Genomic DNA, 26,981 nt, shown 5'->3' with positions numbered 1-26,981 from the left:
CGTCCGCCACGCAGCTGGTTCACGAGGGCACGGGGATGTGGCCGGAGCTAAGGGGTCATGGCATGAGAAGTCAGTCGCTCGAGGACGGCGGCGCCGCGCCGTGGCGTGATCAGCGGCTGTCGCCCACCGAGCGAGCCGAGGCGCTCCTACCGAAGATGACCCTCGAAGAGAAGATCGCCCAGCTCGTCGGTGTCTGGGTCGGCGCGGACGCCAGCGGCGAGGGCGTCGCACCGCACCAGTCGGACATGATCAGCGAGTTGCCGCCGTGGAGCACTGTCATCCAGTACGGGTTGGGTCAGCTGACCCGCCCGTTCGGCACCGCCCCGGTCGACCCGGTGTTCGGCGCCCGGTCGCTGGCGGCCTCACAGGCGCAGATCGTGGCCGCGAGTCGGTTCGGCATTCCGGCGCAGGTGCACGAGGAGTGCCTCACCGGGTTCGCGGCCTGGCGGGCCACCGTCTACCCGACTCCGCTCAGCTGGGGCGCGTCCTTCGACCCCGAACTGGTCGAGGCGATGGCCGACCGGATCGGGCGGTCGATGCGCGCCGCCGGTGTGCACCAGGGCCTCGCACCGGTGCTGGACGTCACCCGGGACTACCGCTGGGGCCGTACCGAGGAGACGATCGGCGAGGACCCCTACCTGGTCGGCACGACAGGTGCCGCCTACGTGCGGGGCCTGGAGCGGGCCGGCGTCGTGGCCACTCTGAAACACTTCGCCGGCTACTCCGCCTCCCGGGGCGGACGCAACCTCGCGCCGGTGCCGATGGGTCGCCGCGAGCTGGCCGACGTCATCCTGCCGCCGTTCGAGATGGCGCTGCGCCTCGGCGGCGCGCGCTCGGTGATGAACTCCTACGCCGAGATCGACGGCCTGCCCGTGGCGGCAGACCGTGGGCTGCTGACCGGGTTGTTGCGGGACGAGTGGGGCTTCACCGGCACCGTGGTGGCCGACTACTTCGCCGTACGGTTCCTCCAGACCCTGCACGGAGTCGCCGGGGATCCCGCCGACGCGGCCCGGCTCGCCCTGCGGGCCGGGATCGACGTCGAGCTGCCCACAGTGGACGCCTTCGGTGGACCGCTGGTGGAGGCGGCTCGCCGCGGCGAGGTCGACGAGGCGCTGATCGACTGCGCGCTGCGTCGGGTGCTGATCCAGAAGATCGAGCTCGGTCTGCTCGACGAGGGCTGGCAGGAGCTGCCCGACGACGTGGCGTCCCTGCGCTTCGACGACGAGGCCAGCCAGGACATCGCCCTTCGCCTGGCCCGCGAGTCAGTCGTCCTGCTGCGCAACACCGGCGTCCTCCCGCTGACCGTGGGTAGCCGGGTCGCCCTGGTCGGTCCGGTCGCCGACGACCCGATGGCCATGCTCGGCTGCTATTCGTTCCCCAACCACGTGGGCGTCAACCACAGCGAATTCGGGCTCGGCCTGGACATCCCCACACTGCGCGACGAGTTGGCCCGACGCGTCCCGCTGCTCACCCACGAGCCGGGCTGCGCCATCACCGGCGAGGACACCTCGGGTATCCCGGCCGCGGTCGCCGCGGCCGCCGACGCCGACGTGTGCGTGCTGGCCGTCGGCGACCGGGCGGGAATGTTCGGTCGGGGCACCTCCGGTGAGGGCTGCGACGCGGTCGACCTGCGACTACCCGGCGTGCAGAGCGACCTCGTCCGCGCCGTCCTCGCCACCGGCACCCCGGTCGTCCTGGTGTTGATGGCCGGTCGCCCCTACGCGCTCGGCCCGGAGTTCGACGGCGCGGCGGCCGTGGTGCAGACGTTCTTCCTCGGTCAGCTCGGTGGGCAGGCACTCGCCGAGGTGCTCACCGGCGCGGTCGACCCCTCCGGGCGGTTGCCGGTCAGTGTTCCCCGCGACGCTGGCGGGCTGCCGAGCACCTACCTCGCGCCGCCACTCGGTCGGCGCAACAAGGTCTCCTCGGTCGATCCGACCCCGACGTACCCGTTCGGCCACGGGCTGAGCTACACCACCTTCGAGTGGTCCGACGCGACGGTGGTCGAACCGCGCGAAGATCCGACTGCCTGGCCGGTCGACGGCGAGGTACGGGTGCGGATCACCGTCGCCAACACCGGTGAGCGGGCCGCGACCGAGGTCGTGCAGCTCTACCTGCACGACCCGGTCGCGCAGACCACCCGTCCGGTGGTGCGGCTGATCGGCTACACCCGGCTGCCGTTGGCGCCCGGCGAGGCCGCGCACGTGACGTTCGGCGTACCGGCCGACGTGGCGTCGTTCGCCGGGCTGACCGGCCAACGGATCGTCGAGCCCGGCGACGTCGAGCTGCGGTTCGGCCGATCGAGCGGCGACGCGGCGGCGGCCCTGCCGCTGCGACTGGTCGGCACCGAGCGCCAGGTCGGTTTCGAGCGGGAACTGCTCACCTCGGTGCGGGTCGAGCCCCTCGTTGCCGTTCCACAGTCGGCATAGGAGGCCACGGATGACATCCACCCTGCGGCCACCGCCGCCGGCGCCGCCGAATTCTCCGCAGCAGGCGCAGAGCCCTGCCCCGCGCTCGCCACGACGCCGTCGCAGTTGGCGCCAGGCACTGCGCCGGGACTGGCAGCTCTACTCCCTCGCCATCCTGCCGCTGCTGTTCTTCCTGGTCTTCCGCTACCTGCCGATGATCGGCAACATCATCGCCTTCCGCCGGTTCAAGCCGGGCGGCAGCATCTTCGGTGAGTACTGGGTCGGGCTGCGCTACTTCCGGATGTTCCTCACCGACCCGACGTTCTGGGAGGTGTTCACCAACACCCTGGTGCTCGGGACGCTGACCCTGCTGTTCTGTTTCCCGCTGCCGATCGTGCTGGCGCTGCTGCTCAACGAGGTCCGGGCCCGCCGTTTCAAGCGGTTCGTCCAGTCCGTGTCCTACCTGCCGCACTTCCTGTCGATCGTGATCGTGGCGGCGATGGTCATGCAGTTGACCTCGATCGACGGCACGGCCAACCAACTCGTCAACCTGTTCGGTGGCGACCCGGTGGCGTTCCTGCAGAAACCGGAGTGGTTCCGCACCATCTACGTCTCGTCCGAGGTCTGGCAGACCGTCGGGTGGGGCACGATCCTCTACCTCGCCGCCCTCACCACCGTCGACGAGGACCTGTACGAGGCCGCCCGGATCGACGGCGCCGGCCGGCTGCGGCAGACCTGGCACGTCACGCTGCCCGGCATCCGCCCGACGATGGTGACCCTGCTGATCCTCAACATCGGCAGCTTCCTGGCGGTCGGGTTCGAGAAGATCCTGCTGCTCTACAACCCGTTGACGTATCCGACCGCCGACGTGGTCTCCACCTATCTGTTCCGGATGGGCTTCCAGTCGAGCAACTTCAGCTACGCGGCCGCCATCGGCCTCTTCGAGGCGGTGATCGGGCTGATCCTCGTCCTGTCGGCGAACGTCATCTCCCGTCGCACTGTGGGGACGAGCCTGTGGTGACCCTTGGTACGAAGATCGACGCCCCGAAGACGCGCGGGCCGGTGGACAGCCGGGGCTACCGGATCTTCCGGGTGGTCAACACGATCGTCCTGCTCGGCGTCGTGGTCGTGACGCTGTACCCGTTCCTCAACATCGTTGCCCGCTCGCTCAGCGAAGAGGCGTACATCATCGCCGGCAAGGTGACCATCGTCCCGCGTGGGTTCGACGTGACCGCGTACAAGCTGGTGATGTCCGACTCGCTGTTCTGGACGAACTATCGCAACACGCTGGTGTACACGGTGGTCGCCACGCTCATCTCGATCGTGCTGACCACGTGCTACGCGTACGTGCTGTCCAAGCCGCAGCTCAAGGGCCGCGGGGTCCTCGTCGGCATCGCGCTGTTCACCATGTTCTTTTCCGGGGGCCTGATCCCCAACTACGTGCTGGTCACCAGCCTGGGAATGAAGAACACCATCTGGGCCGTGGTGATCCCCAACGCCATCAGTGTCTTCAACCTGCTGGTCATGAAGGCGTTCTTCGAGAGCCTGCCGACCGAGTTGGAGGAGGCTGCGGCGGTCGACGGGTTGAACACCTACGGCATTCTGCTGCGGATCGTGCTGCCGCTGTCGAAGGCGATCATCGCGACGATGGTGCTCTTCTACGCGGTCTCGTTCTGGAACTCGTGGTTCACCGCGTTCCTCTACATGGACCAGCAGGATCTGCTGCCGGTCACCGTGTATCTGCGCAACCTCATCGCGGGTGCCACCGACGCACAGCAGTCCGGCGCTGCCGACGCCGACGTCGTGCAGGCCGCGGCCACGCTCCAAGCCGTGACGATCGTGCTCACCACACTGCCCATCCTGGCGGTCTACCCCTTCGTCCAGAGGTACTTCGTCTCCGGCGTGATGCTCGGCGCGGTCAAGGGATGACGCCGGGCGCTGCATCGCATCACCTCCGTTACCCCCACCACCGAAAGGACGAGCCATGCTGTACAAGACGTGGCGCCGGGTGGCGATAGCCACCGCGGGTCTGCTCGCGCTCAGCCTCACCACCGCCTGTTCCGAGGATCCCGGCGAGTCGACTGACCTCTCCGAGAACCGGGCCGGCGCGATGGCCAACTACGGCGTCGGTGACCAGTTCAAGGCCACCGAGGCCCTCTCGTTCTCCACCCTCTACAACAACCACACGTTCTATCCACTCAAGGAAGACTGGCTGTTCTGGTCGGAGCTCACCAAGCGGACCAATGTCAAGATCGATCCGGTGGCCGTGCCGCTGAGCGACTACGAGCAGAAGCGCAGCCTGCTGATCGGCGCCGGAGACGCTCCGCTGATCATCCCGAAGACGTACCACCCGCAGGAGGACGCATTCGTGTCCTCCGGGGCGATCCTCCCGGTGAGCGACTACCTGGATCTGATGCCCAACCTCAAGGAAAAGATCACCAAGTGGAACCTCAAGCCGGAGATCGACAACCTGCGGCAGTCCGACGGTAAGTTCTACCTGCTCCCCGGCATGCACGAGAAGCCCACGCAGGACTACACGGTCCTGGTGCGCACCGACATCATGCAGGAGCTCAACCTCCCCGTCCCGAAGACCTGGGACGACCTGTACACCGTGATGAAGGCGATGAAGGCGAAGTACCCGAACGTCTACCCGTACTCCGACCTGTTCAGCAAGCCCAATCCGACCGGCGCTCTGCTGAACATCCTCGGCTCGGCCCACGGCACCCAGGCGGGTTGGGACTACCAGCACGCCACCTGGGACCCGGCGGCGAAGAAGTTCGTCTACACCGGCGCGTCCGAGCAGTACAAGCAGATGGTCACCTACCTGCACAAGCTCGTCGCCGAGGGCCTGCTCGACCCGGAGAGCTTCACCCAGACCGACGACCAGGCTCGGCAGAAGCTCGCCAACGGCAAGTCCTTCATGGTCACCGGCAACGCGCAGACGCTCGTCAACAACCACCGGCCCGACCTGGCCAAGACCCTGCCGAACGCCAAGATGGCCAAGATCCCGCTGCCGATCGGCCCGGCCGGCGAGATCAACCCGTTCCCGAGGCTGGAGAACGGCATCATGATCTCCTCGAAGGCCCGGGAGAGCAAGAACTTCGTGGCCATGATGCAGTTCATCGACTGGCTGTGGTATTCGGACGCCGGCATGGAGTTCGCCCGCTGGGGCGTCGAGGGCACGACCTTCACCAAGGACGCGTCCGGCAAGCGCTCGGTCACCCCGGAGGTCGACGTCCTCGGGCTCAACCCGAAGGCCACCAAGCACCTCCAGAAGGATTTCGGCTTCTACAACGGCGTCTTCACCTACGGCGGCACCCCGGACCTGGTCCGTGGATTCTTCTCCCCCGAGGAGTTGGAGTTCCAGAAGGTGATGGACGCCCGCAAGCCGAGGGAGGTCCCTCCGCCGCGCCCGTTGACCGACGAGGAGCGCGAGCAGGTGTCGCTCTGGGAGACCCCGCTGAAGGACTTCGTCACCCAGAACACGCTGAAGTTCGCCCTGGGGCAGCGTCCGCTCAGCGAGTGGGACGCGTACGTGGCCGAGCTGAAGGCCAAGAACTCCGACCAGTACATCGACCTGGTCAACAAGGCGTACGAGCGGTTCCAGAAGAACAACAGCTGATCAGCGGGGGTCCGGTCGGGCGGCCTGTCGCGGCCCGGCCGGACCCCCGGCGACCACGGATCAGCGGAGTCGACCGGAGGGAGCGACAGTGAGCGGCGCGACTCAGACCCGGCGACAGTTCGGCGACGGACCACTGTCGCGGATCACCTCGCGCGTCTACATCCTGCTCGTGGTCGAGCTGCTCCTGCTGCTCACCACGTTGCCCGCCCTGCTCCCGCTGCTGGTGCTGGGCCGCGATCCGAGCAACCTGCCGCTGGCCGCGCTCCTCCTGGTACCAGTCGGCCCGGCGATCTCCGCCGCCCTGTACGCCCTGCGCCACCAGCGAACCGACCTGACCGACCTGCGCCCGGCCACCCTGTTCTGGCGTGGCTACCGGGCCAATGTGCTCGGCGTGCTGCGCGTCTGGTTGCCGACGCTGCTGTGGCTGACAGTGCTCGCCGTCAACCTTGCCTACCGCGGTGCGGTCGGCCTGGCAAGCTGGTGGGCGGTGCCGCTGGTGCTGATCGGAGTGGGCGTGACGCTCTGCGCGGCCAACGCCCTGGTGATCACATCGCTGTTCGACTTCCGCACCAGGGACGTGCTGCGGCTGGCCGTGCACTTCCTCGTGCGTACCCCCGGTGTCTCCGTCGGCAACGCCCTGCTGCTGGCCGCGGCGGCCGGGATCACCGCGGTCTTCTCCGAAGCGGTGTTGATGCTGCTCGCGTCGATCGCGGTCCTGGCGTACCTGCGCATCAGCGACCCGATGATCCACCTGATCCGGAAGGAGTTCACCTCGTGAGCCTGCCCCTCAGCGCCAAGGTGCCCTTCGGGGGCGACTACAACCCGGAACAGTGGCCCGAGGACGTGTGGAAGCAGGACTACCGTCTCTTCGACACCGCACGGATCGACCTGGTCACCCTCGGGGTGTTCGACTGGGCGCTCACCCAGCCAGCCGAGGACACCTACGATTTCGCGCTGCTGGACAGGGTCGTCGAGCGGGCCAGCGCAGAGGGACGCGGGATCTGTTTGGCCACCGGCACCGGCGCCCACCCACCGTGGTTGGCGAAGGCGTACCCCGAGGTGACCCGGACCGACTTCGAGGGCCGCAAGCACCGCTTCGGCCAGCGACACAACTCCTGCCCCAGCTCGCCGGTCTTCCGCCGGCTCTCGACGGAGCTGGCCCGCCGGGTCGCCCGCCGCTACGCCGACACCCCGGCGGTGCTCGCCTGGCATGTCGGCAACGAGTACGGCGGCGCCTGCTACTGCGAACTGTGCGCGGCCGGCTTCCGGAACTGGCTGCGCCACCGCTACGGCACCCTCGACGAGCTGAACGAGGCCTGGTACACCACCTTCTGGTCGCACACCTTCACCGACTGGGACGAGATCGAGCCGCCGTCGGCGCTGACCGAGCACTGGCGCGGCCCGGACCACACCGCGTTCCAGGGCATCACAGTGGACTACCTGCGGTTCACCTCCGACGCGATGCTGACCAACTTCCGCGACGAGAAGGCGGCCATCCGGGAGTCCAGCCCCACGCTGCCGGTGACCACGAACTTCATGGGCATGTACCGGCCGATCGACTACCACCGCTGGGCCCCTCATCTGGACTTCGTCTCCTGGGACAACTACCCGCCCGACGACGAGTCGGCGGCCCGGATGGCACTGACCCACGACCTGATGCGCGGGCTCAAGGACGGCCAGCCGTTCTGGCTGATGGAACAGACCCCGAGCTGCACCGCGTGCCGCGACGTCAACCCGTTGAAGCGTCCCGGGCTGATGCGGCTGTGGAGTTGGCAGGCCGTGGCGCACGGCGCCGACGCGGTGCTCTTCTTCCAACTGCGTGCCTCCCGGGGTGCCAGCGAGAAGTACCACGGTGCGGTCATCGGGCACGCCGGTCGCGCCGACACCCGGGTGTTCCGGGAGGTCGCCGAGCTGGGCGTCGAACTGGAACGGCTCGGCCCGGCGTCGCTGGGCGCGCGGACCCCGGCCCGGGTGGCGCTGCTGTTCGACTGGGACAGCTGGTGGGCGCTGGAGCTGTCCGACGGCCCGTCCCGGCTGGTCCGCTACCAGCAGGTCGTGCTCGCGTACCACCGGGCACTCTGGGACGCCGGTGTGGACCTGGACGTCGTCGCGGTGACCGCCGACCTGTCCCGCTACGACGTGGTCGTGGCCCCGGCCCTGCACCTGCTCAAGGGGGACCTGCCGCAGCGGCTGGAGGCGGTGGCGACGCGCGGCGGGTCGGTGCTGACCACCTACCTGTCCGGCCGGGTGGACGAGAACGACCAGGCGTTCCTGATGGACGTGCCGGGCCCGCTCGGGCAGCTCATGGGCGTCCGGGTCGACGAGTGGGACGCCCGCGGCCCGGAGGTGGTCAATCCGGTCCGCCTCGGCGACGGCGCGGATCAGGTCGAGGTCGACGCGCGGCTGCTGTTCGAGCTGGTGATTCCGCAGGGCGCGCAGGTCGTCGGCACCTACCAGGCCGACTTCTACGCGGGCACCCCGGCGGTGACCCGCAACTCCTTCGGCGCCGGCGACGGCTGGTACGTGGCCGCCGGACTGGACCAGGCCGGGGTGTCCTGGGTGGTGCGGCAGGTGCTCGCCCGCCATGACCTGCTCGGGCCCTACCCGGACGTGCCGGACCTGGAATCCGCCGTCCGGGTCGCGGCGGACGGGTCGCGGCTGCTGTTTCTGCTCAACCACCGCGCCGAGCCGGTCGAGGTGACCGCCCGGACCGGCGGCGTCGACCTGCTCACCGGCGACCGTACGGCGGCCGGCGGTGTGCTGCGGCTGCCGGCGTACGGGGTTGTCGTGCTGGAGGAGGACCGGTGAACGCCGAAGAGTCGGTGGAGTTGGAGCAGCTGATGTTCGTCGAGGAGCCGATGGACGGTGACGAGCCGCGCGTCCACCCGGCCTGGCTGCCCCCGGAGGCGTTCCGGTCGCTCGGCGCGCGCCGCGTCCTCCTGCACGGCGAGGGGTTGCTCGTCGACACCGTCCTCAACGAGGTCTCGCGCGCCTGCGCGCGTTACGGCGGACGGGTGTGGCACTCTCCGTCCTGGGACGTCGACGTCGACCTGGTGCTTGCTCTGCGCGACGCCGATGAGCTACCCAACCCGTCGGTGGAGGCGGCACGCGCCGCCGGCGAGGCGGCGCTGGTCGAGCTGGGCGACGGCGGGCCGCTCGGCGACGAGGGTTTCGTGTTGGCGCGGGCCGGCGACGTGACCGCGGTGCTGGCCGACGCGCCCGCCGGCCTGCTGTACGGGCTCTTCCACGTGGTCCGGCTCTGCGCGGCGGCCTTCGACCCGGCCCGACCGCCCGAGCGGCACCGGCCGGCGCTGCGCCGACGAATGCTGAACCACTGGGACAACGTGGCCGTGCACCCGGTGATGGGCCAGGTCGAACGGGGGTACGCGGGCGGCTCGATCTTTTGGCGGGACGGCCGTCCGCGCGGCGACCTGGCCCGGGTACGGGAGTACGGGCGGCTGCTGGCCTCCTGCGGGGTCAACGCGATCTCGGTGAACAACGTCAACGTGGCCCGTACCGAGGCGCTGCTGCTCACCGAACGGCTCGGCGACGTGGCCGAGATCGCCGACGCGCTGCGCCCGTACGGCATCCGGGTGCACCTGTCGGTCAGCTTCGCCGCGCCGGTGCTCCTCGGAGGCCTGTCGACCGCCGACCCCCTGGACGAGGCGGTGCGGGCCTGGTGGGCCGCTACCACCCGGCGGGTCTACGACCGCATCCCGGACTTCGGCGGTTATCTGGTGAAGGCCGACTCGGAGGGGCAGCCCGGCCCGTTCACGTACGGCCGCGACCACGCCGACGGGGCGAACCTGCTGGCCGAGGCCCTCGCCCCGCACGGGGGAGTGGTGCACTGGCGGGCGTTCGTCTACAACCACCACCAGGACTGGCGGGACCGGTCCACCGACCGGGCTCGGGCCGCGTACGACCACTTCGCCCCGCTCGACGGGCGGTTCCGCACCAACGTGGTCGTTCAGGTGAAGTTCGGCCCGGTGGACTTCCAGACGCGCGAGCCGGTCTCACCGGTGCTCGCCGCGATGCCGGCGACCCGGCTGGCGGTGGAGTTGCAGGTCACCCAGGAGTACACGGGCCAACAGCGGCACGTCTGCCACCTCGGCCCGTGGTGGAGTGAGGTGCTCGGCTTCGCCCCCTGGGGGCCGGACGGGCGGACGATCGCCGACGTGGTCACGGGGGAGTCGGCGTCGGGCGGCGGGATGGTCGCCGTCGCCAACGTCGGCGACGACCTCTTCTGGACCGGGCATCCGTTGGCACAGGCCAACCTGTACACGTTCGGCCGGCTGGCCTGGGACCCTCGGCGGGACCCGACGGCGATCCTCGACGAGTGGATCACGCTGACCTTTCCGCCGTCGGCGACCGCCGACGCGGAGCTGGTGCGGCGGACCCTGCACGAGATCATGGACGACTCGTGGCGCACGTACGAGCGCTACACCGCCCCGCTGGGCGTCGGCTTCATGGTCAACCCCGGTGATCACTACGGTCCCGGCGTCGACGGGTACGAGTACACCCGGTGGGGCACCTACCACTTCGCCGACCGCGACGGCGTCGGCGTGGACCGCAGCCTCGCGTCGGGCACCGGCTTCGCCGACCAGTACCCGCCGTACTGGGCCCAGGTGTACGAGTCACCCGAGACCTGCCCCGACGAGCTGCTGCTCTTCTTCCACCACGTGCCGTACGGGCACGTGCTGCACAGCGGCTCGACAGTCATCCAGCACATCTACGACACCCACTTCGCGGGGGTCGACGAGGTGACCGCGATGCGACGGAAGTGGCAGACGTTGACCGGCATGATCGACCCGAGCGTGTACGAGCGGGTCGCCGAGCGCCTCGATGAGCAGGTGCGCTGCGCCACAGAGTGGCGTGACCAGATCAACACGTACTTCTTCCGCAAGTCCGGGGTGCCGGACGAGCGAGGGCGGGTCATCTACTGAGCGGCGCTGAGGCACGGCCCGGCCATCCGGTCGGGCCGCCCTCGTGCCGTGCGCCCCAGCGCCCTGGCAGGTTCCGAAAACGTCCCGATAATTTATCGCCACCCATCGGCGCTGACCATGCCCGCCGATGCCCACTGCTGCGCAGGTGGCCGCCGGAACCGTTGCGGCGAAAGGTTTCCGGAAGTCTTGACAATCGACTGTGCTCGATCGAAGCTGACATGGTCACGCGAGCCGCGGTCAAGGTCGGGCGAAGGGCAGTCCTCGACTTAAGTCCCCTTCCACGCGCCTTTTTCGCAAGGGATCGCGACGATGACACTGAAGACGAAAATGCTTGGCGTCGTCATGGCGGCCGTGACACTGGCCGCCGCCGCGTTGACGTTCGCCACTCCCGCGTCGGCGGCGACGCTCACGCAGGTGACCAACTTCGGCACCAACCCCACCAACCTGCAGATGCACCTGTACGTCCCGGACCGGGTGGCGGCCCGACCGGCGATCCTCCTGGCCATGCACTACTGCACCGGCACGGGCCCCGCGTTCCACTCCGGCACCCAGTACGCCTCCCTCGCGGACCGGTACGGGTTCATCGTGATCTACCCGTCGGCCACCCGCAGCAGCAAGTGCTGGGACGTCTACTCACCGCAGGCGTTACGCCGTGGCGGCGGCAGCGACCCGGTCGGGCTCATGTCGATGGTTGACTACGTGCGGCAGCGCTACTCCGCCGACCCCGCGCGGATCTTCGCCACCGGCACCTCTTCCGGCGCGATGATGACCAACGTCATGCTGGGCGTCTACCCGGACGTGTTCGCGGCGGGCGCCTCGTTCGCCGGGGTGCCGTTCGCCTGCTTCGCCACCGGCGGCACCTCGGAGTGGAACAGCCAGTGCGCCAACGGGCAACTCATCCGGACCGGGCAGCAGTGGGGTGACCTGGTTCGGGAGGCGTACCCCGGCTACACCGGCCAGCGGCCCCGGATGCAGATCTGGCACGGTACCAACGACGAGACGCTGCGCTACCCGAACTTCGGTGAGCAGGTCAAGCAGTGGACCAACGTGCACGGGCTGAGTCAGACCCCGACGTACACCGACTCCCCGCAGTCCGGCTACACCCGCACCCGGTACGGCAGCAGCGGCCCGATGGCGCCGGTCGAGGCGATCAGCATGCAGGGCGTCACGCACAACCTGCCGGTCGACGCCGCGCAGGTGATCCGCTTCTTCGGGCTGGACGGCACCCCGCCGCCGACCACGCCGCCCCCGACCACGCCGCCCCCGACCACCCCGCCGCCGACCACTCCGCCCCCGACAACCCCGCCCCCGACCACGCCGCCGCCGACCGAGGGCGCCTGCCGGGTCGGCTACACGGTCAACGCCTGGAACAGCGGCCTCACCGCGAGCGTGGCCATCACCAACACCGGTGCCACCGCCGTGAACGGCTGGGCGCTGACCTTCACGCTGCCCAGCGGACAGCGCATCACCAGCGGCTGGAACGCGCAGTACGCCCCGGCGAGCGGTGCGGTGACCGCCCGCAACGTCTCCTACAACAACACCATCGCCCCGAACGCGTCGGTCGAGATCGGCTTCCAGGCCACGCACGAGGGCGGCACCGGCAAGCCCACCTCGTTCGCCCTCAACGGTGCCGCCTGTTCGGTGTCCTGATTTCCCTTCCCACCCCACCACCCTCAGAAGGAGCCACACGATGAGAAGTACGAGATGGAAGGCGGCATCGAGAGCCACGCTAGCGCTGGCCGGCGCGGGCGCCCTCGCGGCCGGCATGGCGCTGTTCGCGACGGCACCCGCCTCCGCCGGGACGACGCTCGGTGCGTCCGCCGCCGAGAAGGGTCGGTACTTCGGCACGGCGGTGGCCGGATTCAAGCTCTCCGACAGTGCGTACACCACGATTTTGAACCGTGAGTTCAACATGGTGACCGCCGAGAACGAAATGAAGATGAACGCCACCGAGCCGCAGCAGAATCAGTTCAGCTACGGGGCGGCGGACCAGATCGTCAACCACGCGCGCAGCCGCGGGATGAGCGTGCGGGGTCACACGCTGGCGTGGCACTCGCAGCAGCCCGGCTGGATGGAGAGCATGAGCGGCAGCCCGCTGCGGCAGGCGATGCTCAACCACGTCACGCAGGTGGCCACCCACTTCCGCGGTCAGGTCGTGGCGTGGGACGTGGTGAACGAGGCGTTCGCCGACGGCAGCTCCGGAGGCCGTCGCGACTCCAACCTCCAGCGCACCGGCAACGACTGGATCGAGGCGGCGTTCCGGGCGGCGCGTGCCGCGGATCCGGGCGCGAAGCTCTGCTACAACGACTACAACACCGACAACTGGACGCACGCCAAGACCCAGGGCGTCTACAACATGGTGCGCGACTTCAAGGCTCGTGGCGTGCCGATCGACTGCGTGGGCTTCCAGTCGCACTTCAACAACGAGTCCCCGTACGTGAGCAACTACCGCACCACGCTGTCGAGCTTCGCGGCGCTCGGTGTGGACGTGCAGATCACCGAGTTGGACATCCAGGGCGCTTCGGCGAGCACCTACCGCAGCGTCGTCGAGGACTGCCTGGCCGTGGCCCGCTGCAACGGCATCACCGTGTGGGGCATCCGCGACAGCGACTCCTGGCGGGCTTCGCAGACCCCGCTGCTGTTCAACAGCAACGGCTCGAAGAAGCCCGCGTACGACGCGGTTCTCGCGGCGCTGAACAACGGCACCACACCCACGGATCCGCCGACGGACCCGCCCACGGACCCGCCGACCGACCCGCCGACCGACCCGCCCACGACTCCGCCTCCGGGCCCGGGTGGTTGCACGGCGACGGTGTCGTTGAACCAGTGGACGGGTGGCTTCGTGGCCACGGTGAAGGTGACGGCCGGTTCGTCGGCCATCAGCGGCTGGACGGTCGCCATCGGTCTCCCGTCCGGCGCGACGGTCACCAACGCGTGGAACGCCAACCGCAGCGGTAACACCGGCACGACGAACTGGACGAACGTGGCGTACAACGGCCAGATCGGCGCCGGACAATCCACCGAGTACGGCTTCCAGGCCAACGGCACCGCCGGCAGTCTCAGCCCCACCTGCTCAGCCCGCTAAAGCCCCACCGGCCGGTGCGGAGGCTCCCGCCCCCGCACCGGCCCATCACCCGGGGGGCTAGTCGCCGGAGAAGCCCCAGAAGTAGATTTCCTCCGGCTTGCCCTGAGCGTCGTGCAGGACCGCGCAGCGGCCGAACCATCTCTGCTCGGCCAGCCCCTCGATCGCGGCCAGGTGCTCGCGGGTCAGCCGCTCGGTGCCCGCATGGCGCAGTGCCTCGGCAGGGCTCACCGGCTCGACAGTGCCGAATTCGGGCCGTTCGCCCTCGTCGAGGACTCGGTAGACATCGAGGATGGAATGGGTGCCCGATTCCTGCACCCATTCGTCGTTGAACAGCTCTTCCATCGTGGCGGGACGGTTCGGATAGTCGCTCGCCGAGCTCGGGATCTCACCGCGGGCCCACCAGTAGTCACCCTCGGCGAAGGTCCTGTCCCGCAGCGCGTCCAACGCCGCGTCCAGGTCTGGCTGGTACGCGACGAAGTAGCTCCACCCGGATGCGCCCACCACTGCCTCTTTCCTCAGCGTGTCAACAGTGCCGGCACGGTAGCGGGCAGCACCGACATCGGTGGCGGGGCGGGCTTCCTCGAAGGTGGTGGCTAGCCGTCGATGCGGACGATGTTGCGGATCTTGTTGGACGCGTCCAGGGCGGCGACCTTGTACGCCTCGGCCAGCGTCGGGTAGTTGAACACCGCGTCGACCAGGTAGTCGATCGTGCCGCCGCAACCCATCACCGCCTGACCGATGTGGACGATCTCGGTGGCGGCGGTGCCGAACACGTGCACCCCGAGCAGTCGGCCGTCGTCGGGGGAGACGAGCAGCTTCAGCATCCCGTACGAGTCGCCCACGATCTGACCCCGGGCCAACTCGCGGTAGCGGGCGATGCCCACCTCGAACGGTGTTGAGCTTTCGGTGAGCTGCGCCTCGGTCTGCCCGACGAAGCTGATCTCCGGAATCGTGTAGATGCCGATCGGTTGCAGGCCGTGCATCTCCCGGATCGGCTCGCCGCAGGCGTGCTGCGCGGCCAGCCGGCCCTGCTCCATCGAGGTGGACGCGAGCGCGGGAAAGCCGATCACGTCGCCGACGGCGTAGATGTTCTCCACCGAGGTGCGGTAGTTGGCGTCCACCTTGATGCGGCCGCGTCGGTCCGCCTCCAGCCCCGCGGCCTCCAACGCCAGGTCGTCGGTCTGACCCTGCCGCCCGGCCGAGTACATCACCGTGTCGGCGGCGATTTTCTTGCCGCTCTTGAGGATGCACAGCGCCGCCGTCTGGTGCTTCTCCACTGCGGCGACCTCCTCGCCGAAGCGGAACGCCACGGACAGGTCGCGCAGGTGGTATTTGAGTGACTCGACGACCTCGTCGTCGCAGAAATCCAACATCCGCTCGCGGCGTTCCACTACCGTCACCTTGGTGCCGAGGGCGGCGAACATCGAGGCGTACTCCATGCCGATCACGCCGGCGCCGACCACGACCATGCTGCGGGGTACGGCCTGAAGGTTGATGACACCGTCGGAGTCCACGATCGTCCGGTCGTCGAAGTCGACGCTGTCCGGGCGGGCCGGGCGGGTGCCCGCGGCGATGACGATCTTGTCGAAGGTCACTTTGGACTCGCGGCCGGAGCCGCCGTCGACCCAGATCGAGTGCGCGTCGGCGAAACGCCCGGTGCCGGTGATCATCGCGACCCGATTGCGGGCCAGTTGATTGCGGATGACGTCGGTCTGCCTGGTGATCACGTGCTGGGTCCGGGCCGCCAGGTCGCTGACCGTGATCTCTTCCTTGACCCGGTAGCTGCTGCCGTACAGGTCCCGCTGACTCAGGCCGGTCAGGTAGAGCACGGCCTCGCGCAGCGTCTTGGAGGGGACCGTGCCGGTGTTGATGCACACCCCACCGATCATGTCGCGGCGGTCCACGATGCCGACCCGCCTGCCGAGCTTGGCGGCGGCGATCGCGGCCTTCTGACCGCCGGGTCCGGAGCCCAGCACCAACAGGTCGTAGTCATACACAACCGCTAGCGTCGCAAGATGTCGTGGCCAGCGCCAGACCCCGGAGTCGAGCGTTATTCGTCTGCCACAGTGCAGAGGCCGCCGTTCAGTGTGATCTCCTCCGGTAGTTGCGTGCCGGTGGCGACGAGGCCCAGCGACACCGTGCCGCCGGGCGGGATCACCGCGTTGCGACCGGTGTTGCGCACCCGCAGGTAGCTGTTGTTGAGCCGGTCGACGACCTTCGCGCCCCAGATGCCCTGCACCTGCTGGCTGGCCCAGAACCGCCACGTCATCGTCCACCCGTCGATGGCCGTGGTGCCGGTGTTCTCGACGACGAGGTGGGCCACGAAGCCGTCCGGCCACTGCCGCACGACGGACCGGACCGCGCAGCTCGGCGGCGGTGGCAGGGTGGTCACGGTGACCGGTGCGGACAGTGGGGACAGGTGTCCGACCTCGTCGCGGGCCTGCACCACGAAGGTGTACGTGGTGTCCGGCGCCAACCCGCTGATCTGTGCACTGTTCACGGGCGGGTACTGGTACACCTCGCGGACCCGGGTGAGAGTGCCGCCGGCGTCGACCCGGAACACCTCGTACCGGTCGAGCGCGACGTTCTCCACCGAGTGCGCCCACCGCAGCCGGACCACCGTGGCGGCGACGTCGTACGCCACCGGCTGGCCCGGCGCGCTCGGCGGTTGGTCGTCCCCCGGTGGCATGGTCAGCCGCAGGGTCGGGTTGGACACCGAGCTGTTGCCGGCCGCGTCCAGCGCCCACACCGAGAAGGTGTACGTGCGCGACGGCCGCAGGTTGATGATCCGGATGCTGTTGGTGTCGGTCGAATACTGGGCGCCGGAATCCTCGAACTGCGCGCCGACCGGGTAGCGGACCACGCCCACGTTGTCGGTGGAGGCCGCCCAGGTCAGCTCGACCGAGGTGGTGTCGATGGCGACGACCGTGATCGGGCCGGGCGCGGTGGGACGTTCGGTGTCGGCGGCGGCGTGCGCCGGGGTCGCGCCCGCCGCGACCAGGGCCACCACTAGCGCGCCGGCGGCCAGCGTGGCGGCCTTCGACCGGATTGCTCGACTTCGACGATCACGCACGATGAATCTCGCCGCCCTCCGGTCGCCCACCGCTTTCATCAATCCATTTCCGTCAATGCTAAGTCACTGTGGCTCGGCAGGTTGCCCCGCCGGACCCGGACGCCGCCCTCGGTGCGCGGAGTAGCCCGAGGGCTGGTGGATGGTGTGCCGTTCGTTGCCTTTGGAGCTGAATCGTCTATGACATCGGTGGTCGCCGGTGCCGCTGATTCGTTGACGACATCAGCTCCAAAGGAAACGAACAAGACACCAACCCGCCCGGGACCGCCGCGCGGGAGCCGCCGCCCGGGAGCCGCCGCCCGCCAGGGCCCGATCTAGCCGACGAGGCGGCGTTCCCAGGCCCAGGCGGCGATCTCGACCCGGTTGCGCGCCTTGAGTTTCATCTGCACGCTCGCCAGGTGGGTCTTGACCGTGCCCACGGCGATGAAGAGATGGGTGGCGATCTCGGCGTTGGTCAGGCCCCGGGCGACGAGCTTCACGACGTCGAGTTCCCGTGGCGACAGGCCACCGTCGTCGCGCGCCGGAGCCGGCGAGCTGAGGTGCTCCAGCAGCCGTACCGTGATCGAAGGGCTGATCAGCGCGTCGCCGGACACGGCCGCGCGGACCGCCTCCACCAGCAGGGCCGGGCCGGAGTCCTTGAGCAGGAAGCCGCACGCGCCGTTGGAGAGCGCGGTGTGCACGTACTCGTCGAGGTCGAAGGTCGTCACGACGACCACCCGGACCGGGTCGGCGACGCCCGGTCCCGCGAGCAGCCGCAGTGCCTCAAGACCGTCGAGGCGGGGCATCCGGATGTCCAGCAGCACCACGTCCGGGCGCAGTCGTCGGGCCAGTTCGACGGCCTGGACGCCGTCGGCGGCCTCGCCGACCACCTCCATGTCCGACTGGGCGCCAATGATCATGCCGAAGCCGGTCCGGACCATGGCCTGGTCATCGGCGATCAGCACCCGGATCACCGCGTCACCGCCACCTGAAGTGGGAACGCCGCGTCGAGCACCCAGCCACCGGCGACGCCGGGCCCGGCGGTGATCGTGCCGCCGAGGGCGCGTACCCGCTCGTTGAGGCCGATCAGACCGAAGCCGTGCCCCCGGGCCGGCGCGGTGCGCGGCGACGCGCCGTCGTCGGCGACCCGGACCAGCAACCAGTCCGGGGTACGCCGCACCGCCACGTCCACTGACCGCGCGTCCGGCGCGTGCTGGCGGGTGTTGGTCAGCCCCTCCATCACCACCCGGTACGCCGACGTGGACACCTCCACCGGCAGCCCGTTCAGGTCGCCGTCGACGTGCAGTCGTGCCGGCGCGTTCGCCGCGCCGTTGAAGCCGGTCAGCAGCGGCTCCAGTTCGGTCACCCCGGCCAGTGGCGCCAGCGGCGCGTCCGGCGGGGCGTCCGGGTTGCGCAGGATGCCGACCATCCGGCGCATCGAGGTCATCGTCTCCGCGCCGGCCCGCTCGATCTGCTCCAGGGCGACGATCACCCGTTGCGGGTCCTGCTCGGCGACGAACCGGGCACCCTGGGCCTGCACCACGATGCCGGTCACGTGGTGGGCGATGAAGTCGTGCAGGTCCCGGGCGAACTCGGCACGCTGCTCGGCCCGGACCAGCGCGATGGCCCGCTCCCGGCCGGCGGCCATGATGCGCAGGTAGAGCCCCACCCCGGCGGCGCCGGCCGCGGCGAGCACCTGGAGCAGGCCGAAGATCACCAGCAGGTTCTCGGTGCCGACGCGCAGCGGCATCGCGGCGACGGCGAGCCCGGCGGCCACCGCGGCCCACGGGGCGAGCCGCGGTGCGCCCCAGCGGCTCACCACGAAGACCACGCCGATCAGCCCGGCCGACTCGGCGAGCCCCCAGGTGCGGGCGAGCAGGATGCCGCCGCCTCCGGAGAGGAGCACCACCCCGGCGGTCACGGCCAGTGAGGCGGTGGCGAGTGCCAGCGCGGCCAGCGGCAGCCGGCGGGAACCCAGCCGGTGCACCGGCAGCCACAGCGGCACCGTCGCCACCGCCAACCCCATCGGCACCAGCAGGAGCAGAAGAGTTCCGATGCCGGAGTCATCCGCCGTGCTGGCCGCAAAGTCGAAGAGGGCGAGCAGGCCGAAGGCCACCAGCCCGGCCGCTTGGGCCAGGCGTACCCACAGACGTCGAAGATCCGGCGCGCTCATGGTGACCCAGCGTAGCCAGCCGGGTGGAGGTGGTGGATCGGCCAAAAGGCAGACCCCGCACCGGCGATACCCGGCCCTGGGCCGATGCGCGCACCCGCCGGTGGCGGCGACGCTTCCCGGGTCACCACGCAGCCACTGGAGGAACGATGACAACCCACGCCCCGCCGGAGACCAGCCACGCCGCGGTCGCCGCGGTCGACCTGGTGAAGGTGTACGGCAGCGGCGACACCGCCGTCCGTGCCCTGGACGGGGTCTCGGTCGGCTTCGGTCGGGCCGAGTTCACCGCGATCATGGGCTCGTCCGGGTCCGGCAAGTCGACACTGATGCACTGCCTCGCCGGCCTCGACACGGCCACCTCCGGTCGCGTCCTGCTCGGCGGCACGGAGCTGACCGGCCAGTCGGACCGGACGCTGACCCGGGTACGCCGGGAGCGGATCGGATTCGTCTTCCAGTCCTTCAACCTGCTGCCGCAGCTCACCGCCGCGCAGAACATCACGCTGCCGCTGGACCTCGCCGGTCGGCAGCCCGACGCCGAACTCCTGGCGCGCCTGGTCGACCTGCTGGGCCTCGGCGACCGCCTGAAGCACCGGCCGAGCGAGCTGTCCGGCGGCCAGCAGCAGCGCGTGGCGCTGGCCCGGGCGTTGGTGGCCCGGCCCGAGGTGGTCTTCGCCGACGAGCCGACCGGCAACCTCGACTCCCGCTCCGGCGCCGAGGTGCTCACCATCCTGCGCGACTCGGTACGCGACCTCGGCCAGACCGTCGTCATGGTCACCCACGACCCGATCGCCGCCGCGTACGCCGACCGGGTGGTGCTGCTCGCCGACGGGCGGTTGGCCGGCGAGATCGACAAGCCGAACCAGGTGTCGGTCACCGACGCGCTGCGCGATCTGGCGGCCCGCCGATGAGGGCGACAGTGCTGCGTACCCAGACGACCGCCGCAGCCCGGCGGCCCGGCCGGCTGATCCTGACCGGCCTGGCGATCCTGGTCGCGTCGTTCGTCGTGTTCGGCACCGTTCTGGTGCAACAGATCACCGAACGGACCGTGCGGGACAACCTCAGCGGCACCCCGGCCGTCACCGACCTGGTGATCGGCAGCGTTGACGTGCCGCCACCCACAGTGACCGACGTGCGGCAGGTCCGGGCCGTGCCCGGGGTGGCCGAGGCGGTGGCCCGGGTCTCGACCGGGGTCTCCATCGGAGAGGGGTACCTCAACCTCCAGTCCGATCCGGGCACCGGCGCGCTGACGACGGTCCGGGTGATCGAGGGCAGCTACCCGGATCAGCCCGGCGAGATCGCGATCACGCCGCGTACCGCCGAACGGCTCGGACTCTCGGTGGGCACCACCACCAGCGGCACCGGCGGTGAACTCACCACGCCTGCCCCACTCACAGTGACCGGCGTGGTGGAGAGCAGCGCCGACGCCGGCTACGACGCGTACGCCCCGGACAGCGCCGTGATCGCCTGGGCGCGCCTGACGACCGTGGAGCGCGTCGACGTGCGGGTGGCCCCCGGGGCCTCGACCGACGCGGTCCGCCAACGGGTTACCGCGGCGGTCGCCGGCCAGCCGATCCGCTCCGGCGCCGAGGTGCGCGAGGCCGAGGCCCAGGCGGCGGCCGAGCAGGTCGGGAGACTCTTCATCCTGGTCGGCATGTTCGTCTCCATCGCGGTCGTCGCGGCCGCGCTGGTGGTCACCTCGACCTTCCGCATCGTCTTCGCCCAGCGGATGCGGCAGCTCGCGCTGTTGCGGGCGGTCGGCGCGAGTCGGGCCACCCTGGTGGGGGCCCTGACCGCCGAGGGAGCCCTGACCGGGCTGGTCGCCGGCGTCGTCGGGGTCGCCAGCGCCCTCACCCTCGGGTACGCGCTGCCGGCGATCCTGCGCGCCACCGGCCACGCCGTCTCGTCGCCGGGCCTGCCACTGGCGGCGGCGGTCACTGTGGTGATCGGCGCCGTCGTGATCACCGTGCTGGCCGTGCTGGCACCGGCGCTCTCCGCCGCCCGGGTCTCCCCGCTGGAGGCGCTGCGGGCGGCGAGCGTCACCGCCGGCCGCCGCGGCATCGGCGTGCTGCGTCTGGTCTTCGGGCTGCTCCTGGCCGGCGGCGCGGTCCTGGCGGCGGTCGGGACGATCAGCCAGTTGCCGAAGCCGGAGCAGTCGGACTACGACCCGTCGATGCCACTGCTCCTGCTGGTCGGGTCCGGCGCGTTGGCGTTCTTCGCGCTGGTGGCCCTCGGCCCACTGCTGGTGCGCCCGGTGCTGGCCGTGGTGGGTTGGCCGCTGCGCCAGCTCGGGCCGCTCGGGCGGATGTCGGTCGGCGGAATCGGCGGGACGCCGCGCCGCGCCGCCGCGGTCTCCGTCGTGGTCGCCCTCGGCGTGACCCTGATCTCCGGGGTGGTCATCGGCGGCGCGTCGTTGCAGATCCTCGCCGACCGCGAGATGGCGCTCTCGGCCCCGTCCGACTTCGAGGTCACCAGCAACGGTGGGACGCTCCCGCCGGCCATCGTGAACCGGGCCGAGGCGGCACACGGTGCGCTGGCCAGAGTGGTGCCGTACCGGATGGTCGGCGACGCCACGCTGCTTCGCGGCGCGGACAAGCTCGGCGACGTCGAGGCCGGTTATCCGACCAGCGACCTGGACCTGGCGGCGTTGCCGAGCACCGGCGACCTGGACGTGGCCCAGGGCACCCTGACCGATCGTGGCCCCGGCCGGATCGTGCTCAACAGCTGGGTCGCGCGGGACGCGGGCCTGCGCGCCGGCGACACTGTCACGCTCGCCGTCGCCACCGGCACCGTCGAGGTGCGGGTGGCCGCGGTCCTGCCCGGTGACGGGCCGCTGCACGCGGGCATCCTCGTCGATCCGGCCGACCTGGACCGGCTCGGTGTGCCGGCCGCGTACACCGGTCTGCTGGCCGACGCGGCCGGTGCCGGCGAGGACGGTCGCACCGCCGGCGTGCGGGCGCTGCGGCAGGCGATCGGGGGTAGCGACGGGGTGGGCCTCGCGGTGCTCGCCGACGAACGGGACCGCAACGACGCGTTGGTGCGCACGCTGGTCTGGATCGCTGTCGGTCTGGTCAGCCTGACCGTGCTGATCGCGGTTGTCGGCGTGGGCTCCACGACCGCGCTGTCGGTGGTGGAGCGGGTACGCGAGTCCGGGTTGCTCCGGGCGATCGGGCTGTCCCGGACCGGCCTGCGCACCATGCTGACCGTCGAGTCCGGCCTGTACGGGGTGATCGGCGCGACCATCGGCCTGGTGCTCGGCATTCCGTACGCCTGGTTGGCGGTCCAGACCCTCGGGATCGAGGCACCGCTGACCGCGCCTCTGCTGCCGCTGGCCGGGCTCTTCGTGGTGCTGGTCGGGCTGACCGCGCTGGCCGGGGTGCTGCCGGCCCGTCGGGCGTCGCGGGTCAGCCCGGTGGTGGCACTGGGGGCCGACAACTGAGCACCGTCGTGGGGTGGCGCCGCGCCTTCGGCGCCACCCCACGGCGGCCTGGTCAGTTGGGGTTGTTGGCGTGGGTCAGCGTCTCCCAGGCGACGAAGAGGTTGTTGGTTCCGGCCGGACGTTGTTGCAGCGTGAGGGTCTGGGTGTTGGTCATGACGTTGCCCAACCGGGTGCTCATCGCGTTGAAGCCGACCTCGGTGATCGGCCCGAGGCCCCGGGTGAGGCTGCCACCGCAGAGCCAGGATGGCGGCGCCTCGCCGAGCTGGTAGCGCGAGTGGAAGCCCAGCGCCTGACGAAGCCGCTCACCGACCTGTGGGTACAGGTCCCGTCCCTGGATCCGGGAGGTCTCCGCGACGTGCGAGATGGCGGAGATCCCGTACCCGGTGTGGACGAAGTCGCGGCAGGTCTCCTGGGCGAGGCCGGCGACGAAGGTGGACTGGCCCTGCCAGTAGCCGATGATCTCCGCGCTGGTGTCCAGGCCGCTGCCGGGCATCGTGTACGGCAACGTGCCGTCGCTGGGCAGGTAGACGAACGCCCGGGTGCGGTTGAGGAAGCGGCTGACCGCCGCGTCGTACACGGCCCGATCGTCCAGGAACACCGCGGTGCCGACGGCGGCCTCCATCATGGTCAGTTCCCAGTTGCCGTTGCTGTTCGAGCCGTTGCGCACCACCGGCAGGTAGACGTTGCGCAGCATGGTGGCGAAGCGGTTGGCGTTGGGCCAACTCGTGTACGTGTACTTGATGATCTCCGCCGCCCGGGGCCAGACCGAGGCGGCCCAGCCGGTTTGTAGTGGCGCGTTGCTGCCGGTGTGCGCGGTGATGGTGGCCGACCACGCGTCCATGATCTGGATCGACTTCTGCGCGTACCGCGCGTCCCCGGTGAAGTACCAGGCGAGCGCGTCGGTGTACGCCGCGATGGCGTCCTCCCGTTCGTCGGTGCAGCCGTTGTTCGGGTTGGAGTAGGAACCACACTCGACCACCGAACGGGGAGCCGGGGTACGCGACAGGGAGGCGTACCGGCTGCTCATCATCTGGTTGTAGGCCGCCGCCCACGGCTGCGCGCCGGCCTGCACCCGGCCGCGGACGAAGTCGAGCTGGCCTCGGCTGACCAGCACTCCGGGGTGGGTGAAACCACCCGAGGGCGGTGGTGTGGTGCCGCCGCCGGTGGGCAGCGCCCAGGTCTGGTTGGCGGTGCCGGTGCAGCTCCAGATCTGCAGCGGGGTGCCGTCGGCCGAGCTGGGGCCGGTCGCGTCGAGGCACTTGCCCGAGGTCGGGTTGACCAGTTGCCCGGCGCTGGGCGACCACTGCTGCGCTCCGGTGCCGTTGCAGTCGTAGATCTGCACCCGGGCGCCGTTGGCGGTGCTGGCGGCGGCGATGTCCAGGCACTTGCCCAGCGCCCGGATCGTGCCGTCGTCGGCCACCGTCCACTGTTGCGCGGTGGAGCCGTTGCAGGTGAAGAGCTGCACCGCTGTGTTGTTGGCCGCGTTCGCGGCGGCCACGTCGACGCACTTGCCGCCGTACCCGGTGATGGCGCCCGTCGCGGCCGCCACCGCGGGCGATGCGGCGACGACCAGGCCGGTCGGTACGGCGAGCACTGCCGCGGCGAGCGCGGAGGTCAGTCTGATGCGGGGGCGGCGGGGCAGGAGCCCGGCCGATCGTCGCGCCATGTGGGGGTCCTTCCGGGGCGGCGAAACAACTGTAAAGTGTATTAATCATTACAGCCATACACACCGATATCAATGTCTTCGTCGCCACGGATGCCGTTACGGGTGCATGGACGCACCCTTGAGCACCTTGTCCACCACGTTGCGCGGCGCGTGCAGCGCCAGGCCCGTCAGCCCCGCCCGCCACCCCCGCCCGAGTTGATCGCGGTCAGACGAGCTGGCCGCCGATGACGGCGAGCAGGCGCAGCTTCTCGTCGCTCGGCGACCCGGGCACGGCCGTGAAGACCAACAGTGTCTGTGACTGGTCGGGGTCCACCAGCGTCTGGCAGTGCAGCTCCAGCGCCCCGACCTCCGGGTGCACGAAGTGCTTGGGCGGGCAGTAACCGGCGGGCACCGGGTGCTCCCGCCACAGCTGCGCGAACTCCGGGCTCCTGGCCAGCAGGTCGTCGACGAGCGCGGCGGCCCGTGAGCCGCGCCCGTCGCGGGTGTACGCCGCGTGCAGGTGCGCCACGAGCAGGCGACTCTGCGTCTGGTGATCCTGCGCCGGGTGCAGCTGCCGTGCCGCCGGGTCGGTGAACCAGCGGTGGTGCGCGCTGCGCGCGAACCCGGTGTACCGGGTCTCGTCACCGAGCAGGGCGATGGCCGGCGCGGTCTGCGCCAGGGTCTCGCCGAGGTGGTTCACCACCTGGGCCGGGGTGTCGTGCATCCGGTCGAGGATCCGCATCATTCCCGGGTTCACGTGGTCGGCCCGCACCGCGCGGCGCGGAACGGCGTGACCGGCGAGTTGAAACAGGTGGTCCCGTTCGGCCAGGGAGAGCCGCAGGCCCCGGGCCAGGGCGGCGAGCATCTGCTCCGAGGGGTGCGGCCCGCGCTGCTGCTCCAACCGGCTGTAGTAGTCGGTGGACATTCCGCTCAACGTGGCGACTTCCTCGCGCCGCAGCCCTCCGGTGCGCCGGCGCGGGCCTCGGGGCAACCCGACGTCCTCGGGCTGGAGCGCCTCGCGGCGGGTGCGCAGGAAGCTGGCGAGTTGGGCGCGGTCCACGGTGTCTCCGATCACTGCGTGCCGGCTGTCGACCGGCGCATCGAGTGCAACAGGGGAGACCCGGCAGGGTGTTCCGCCTCCCGGGCCGTCCCGTGCCGTCAGCGCTGGATGGACTTGGTCTCCAGGAACTCCTCCAGCCCAAAGCGGCCGAACTCGCGGCCGTTGCCGGAGTGCTTGTAGCCGCCGAACGGGGCGAGCGGGTTCCAGTGGCCGGCGTTCACGTCGACCTGGCCCACGCGCAGCCGCCGGGCGATCGCCAGCGCGTGCTCCGGCTCACCGAAGACGCCGCTGGTCAGCCCGTACAGCGTGCCGTTGGCGATGGCCACGGCCTCCTCCTCGTCGGCGTAGGGGATGATCGTCAGCACCGGGCCGAAGATCTCCTCCTGGGCGATCGCGGAGGTCGGGTCGACGTCGGCGAAGATCGTCGGCTGGACGTAGGCCCCGACGGTCAGCCCCTCCGGCCGCTGCGGACCGCCGAACACGAGCCGGGCACCGTCGGCGATGCCTCGCTCGATGTAGCCGACGACCTTCTGCCGGTGGGCCTCGGACGCCATCGGGCCGATCCGGGTGGCCTCGTCGCCCGGGTCGCCGACGGTGTACTGCTTCGCGGCCTCGGCGGCCAACGCCACGACCTCGTCCTGACGGGAGGCGGGCACCAGCATCCGCGGCCACGCGCCGCAGACCTGACCACCGTTGCTGAACGCCATCATGAGACCCCGCTCGACCGCGGCGGGCAGGTCGGCATCGTCGAGGATGATGTTCGCGCCCTTGCCGCCCAGCTCCAGCGCGACCCGCTTGACGGTCGCCGCGGCCACCGCGGAGATCCGCTGCCCCGCCCGGGTGGAGCCGGTGAAGGAGATCATGTCGATGTCCGGGTGTGCGGAGATCGCCTCGCCGACTGTCGCGCCGGTGCCGTAGACGACGTTGAACACACCCGCCGGTACGCCGGCCTCGGCGGCGACCTCCGCGAGGATGCGCGCGGTCAGCGGGGCGTTCTCGGACGGCTTGAAGACCATCGTGTTGCCCGCGAGCAGGGCCGGCGCCAGCTTGGAGACGACCTGCTGAAGCGGGAAATTCCACGGCGTGATCGCGCCGACCACGCCGATCGGCTCGCGGACGATCAGCGAGTTGCCGACCTCCTCGGTCCAGGCGAAGTCGTCGGCCAGGCCGGCGACGGACTCGACCACCGCGGCCGGGAACGCGACCTGGGCGGTCCGGGACATACCGATCGGAGAGCCCATCTCGGCGGTGATCGCCTGGGCGATCTCCTCCGTGCGGGCGGCCAGGCCGGCGCCGAGGCGACGCAGCACGTCCGCCCGGTGCTGCGGGGTGGTCGCCGACCAGGCCGGGAAGGCGGCTCGGGCGGCGGCGACGGCGCGGTCGACGTCGGCGGCGGTGCCGGCCGGGGTCTCGGCGACGACCTCGCCGGTGGCCGGGTTGACGACGGGAAGGGTGTCGGCGGAGCCGGTGACGGTCTCGCCACCGATCCAGTGGCCGGCGACGGTGTAGGTGGAAGGTGTCATGGACCGACCGTCGCACCGCTGCCGAACCCCAACCAGGTGCGGT

At 70.4% G+C, this 26,981-nt stretch carries 19 protein-coding genes; 11 read left to right on the top strand and 8 right to left on the bottom strand.

All coding sequences use genetic code 11. The features are described from left to right. Nucleotides 1–62: 62 nt before the first annotated feature. From MED15_RS01665 to MED15_RS01625, 9 genes are all read left to right on the top strand, one after another. On the top strand, nt 63–2,426 hold the full coding sequence (locus tag MED15_RS01665) for a beta-xylosidase/alpha-l-arabinosidase (RefSeq protein ID WP_112734636.1): 2,364 nt from the start codon (nt 63–65) through the stop codon (nt 2,424–2,426). A gap of 10 nt (nt 2,427–2,436) precedes the next feature. Beyond that, nucleotides 2,437–3,426 (top strand): ABC transporter permease, encoded by a 990-nt coding sequence (locus MED15_RS01660; RefSeq protein WP_112698085.1) that lies wholly within the window; start codon nt 2,437–2,439, stop codon nt 3,424–3,426. Continuing rightward, entirely contained in the window at nt 3,423–4,334 is a 912-nt protein-coding gene (locus tag MED15_RS01655; protein WP_244220327.1) for a carbohydrate ABC transporter permease, read from the top strand. The genes MED15_RS01660 and MED15_RS01655 overlap by 4 nt, the downstream gene beginning before the upstream one ends. Before the next feature lie 55 nt (nt 4,335–4,389). Continuing rightward, complete coding sequence (locus tag MED15_RS01650; RefSeq protein WP_112734635.1) at nt 4,390–6,027, top strand: ABC transporter substrate-binding protein; 1,638 nt, start codon at nt 4,390–4,392, stop codon at nt 6,025–6,027. 88 nt (nt 6,028–6,115) lie between these two features. Beyond that, a complete protein-coding gene (locus tag MED15_RS01645; protein WP_112734634.1) occupies nt 6,116–6,805 on the top strand; it encodes a DUF624 domain-containing protein in 690 nt (229 codons plus the stop codon). Beyond that, the gene (locus MED15_RS01640) at nt 6,802–8,835 is read left to right on the top strand and encodes a beta-galactosidase (RefSeq protein WP_112589483.1); all 2,034 of its coding nucleotides are present in this window, start codon (nt 6,802–6,804) and stop codon (nt 8,833–8,835) included. Before MED15_RS01645 ends, MED15_RS01640 begins: the two co-directional genes overlap by 4 nt. Beyond that, the gene (locus MED15_RS01635; RefSeq protein ID WP_244220326.1) at nt 8,832–10,970 is read left to right on the top strand and encodes an alpha-glucuronidase; all 2,139 of its coding nucleotides are present in this window, start codon (nt 8,832–8,834) and stop codon (nt 10,968–10,970) included. Before MED15_RS01640 ends, MED15_RS01635 begins: the two co-directional genes overlap by 4 nt. Before the next feature lie 309 nt (nt 10,971–11,279). Continuing rightward, nucleotides 11,280–12,620, top strand: coding sequence for an extracellular catalytic domain type 1 short-chain-length polyhydroxyalkanoate depolymerase (locus MED15_RS01630; RefSeq protein ID WP_112734633.1), 1,341 nt, complete (start codon nt 11,280–11,282; stop codon nt 12,618–12,620). A gap of 40 nt (nt 12,621–12,660) precedes the next feature. Continuing rightward, nucleotides 12,661–14,055, top strand: coding sequence for a glycoside hydrolase family 10 protein (locus tag MED15_RS01625; protein ID WP_112605509.1), 1,395 nt, complete (start codon nt 12,661–12,663; stop codon nt 14,053–14,055). Between the two features lie 57 nt (nt 14,056–14,112). On the opposite strand, the gene MED15_RS01620 is transcribed toward MED15_RS01625, so the two are convergent. The 5 genes from MED15_RS01620 to MED15_RS01600 all read right to left on the bottom strand — a co-directional run bounded on the left by MED15_RS01620 (nt 14,113) and on the right by MED15_RS01600 (nt 19,277). After that, nucleotides 14,113–14,556 (bottom strand): hypothetical protein, encoded by a 444-nt coding sequence (locus MED15_RS01620; RefSeq protein ID WP_112589632.1) that lies wholly within the window; start codon nt 14,554–14,556, stop codon nt 14,113–14,115. Between the two features lie 92 nt (nt 14,557–14,648). Next, entirely contained in the window at nt 14,649–16,052 is a 1,404-nt protein-coding gene (gene sthA, locus MED15_RS01615) for a Si-specific NAD(P)(+) transhydrogenase (RefSeq protein WP_112725387.1), read from the bottom strand. Nucleotides 16,053–16,105: 53 nt separating this feature from the next. Continuing rightward, the gene (locus tag MED15_RS01610; protein WP_146765859.1) at nt 16,106–17,128 is read right to left on the bottom strand and encodes a fibronectin type III domain-containing protein; all 1,023 of its coding nucleotides are present in this window, start codon (nt 17,126–17,128) and stop codon (nt 16,106–16,108) included. A gap of 311 nt (nt 17,129–17,439) precedes the next feature. After that, nucleotides 17,440–18,078: a response regulator gene (locus MED15_RS01605; protein WP_112589493.1), complete on the bottom strand. Its 639-nt coding sequence runs from the start codon at nt 18,076–18,078 to the stop codon at nt 17,440–17,442. Continuing rightward, nucleotides 18,075–19,277 carry a sensor histidine kinase gene (locus tag MED15_RS01600; RefSeq protein ID WP_112589495.1) on the bottom strand — a complete coding sequence of 401 codons (1,203 nt, stop codon included), beginning with the start codon at nt 19,275–19,277 and terminating at the stop codon, nt 18,075–18,077. The genes MED15_RS01605 and MED15_RS01600 overlap by 4 nt, the downstream gene beginning before the upstream one ends. Before the next feature lie 146 nt (nt 19,278–19,423). Between MED15_RS01600 and MED15_RS01595 the strand changes: the two genes are divergently transcribed. Beyond that, nucleotides 19,424–20,182 (top strand): ABC transporter ATP-binding protein, encoded by a 759-nt coding sequence (locus MED15_RS01595; RefSeq protein WP_112589497.1) that lies wholly within the window; start codon nt 19,424–19,426, stop codon nt 20,180–20,182. Between the two features lie 8 nt (nt 20,183–20,190). Beyond that, nucleotides 20,191–22,710, top strand: a complete 2,520-nt coding sequence (locus tag MED15_RS01590; protein ID WP_244220325.1) for an ABC transporter permease — start codon at nt 20,191–20,193, stop codon at nt 22,708–22,710. 52 nt (nt 22,711–22,762) lie between these two features. Here the strand turns inward: MED15_RS01590 and MED15_RS01585 are convergent, their stop codons facing one another. The 3 genes from MED15_RS01585 to MED15_RS01570 form a co-directional block, all read right to left on the bottom strand. After that, nucleotides 22,763–24,376 (bottom strand): ricin-type beta-trefoil lectin domain protein, encoded by a 1,614-nt coding sequence (locus MED15_RS01585; RefSeq protein ID WP_112734630.1) that lies wholly within the window; start codon nt 24,374–24,376, stop codon nt 22,763–22,765. Nucleotides 24,377–24,581: 205 nt separating this feature from the next. Then, on the bottom strand, nt 24,582–25,415 hold the full coding sequence (locus MED15_RS01575) for a helix-turn-helix transcriptional regulator (protein WP_112589635.1): 834 nt from the start codon (nt 25,413–25,415) through the stop codon (nt 24,582–24,584). 98 nt (nt 25,416–25,513) lie between these two features. Next, nucleotides 25,514–26,938, bottom strand: coding sequence for an aldehyde dehydrogenase family protein (locus MED15_RS01570; RefSeq protein WP_112731682.1), 1,425 nt, complete (start codon nt 26,936–26,938; stop codon nt 25,514–25,516). Nucleotides 26,939–26,981 lie beyond the last annotated feature (43 nt).

Source organism: Micromonospora noduli (assembly GCF_003264475.1).
In the GTDB taxonomy this organism is placed as follows: domain Bacteria; phylum Actinomycetota; class Actinomycetes; order Mycobacteriales; family Micromonosporaceae; genus Micromonospora; species Micromonospora noduli.
This window is presented reverse-complemented; position numbering and strand designations above follow the sequence as displayed.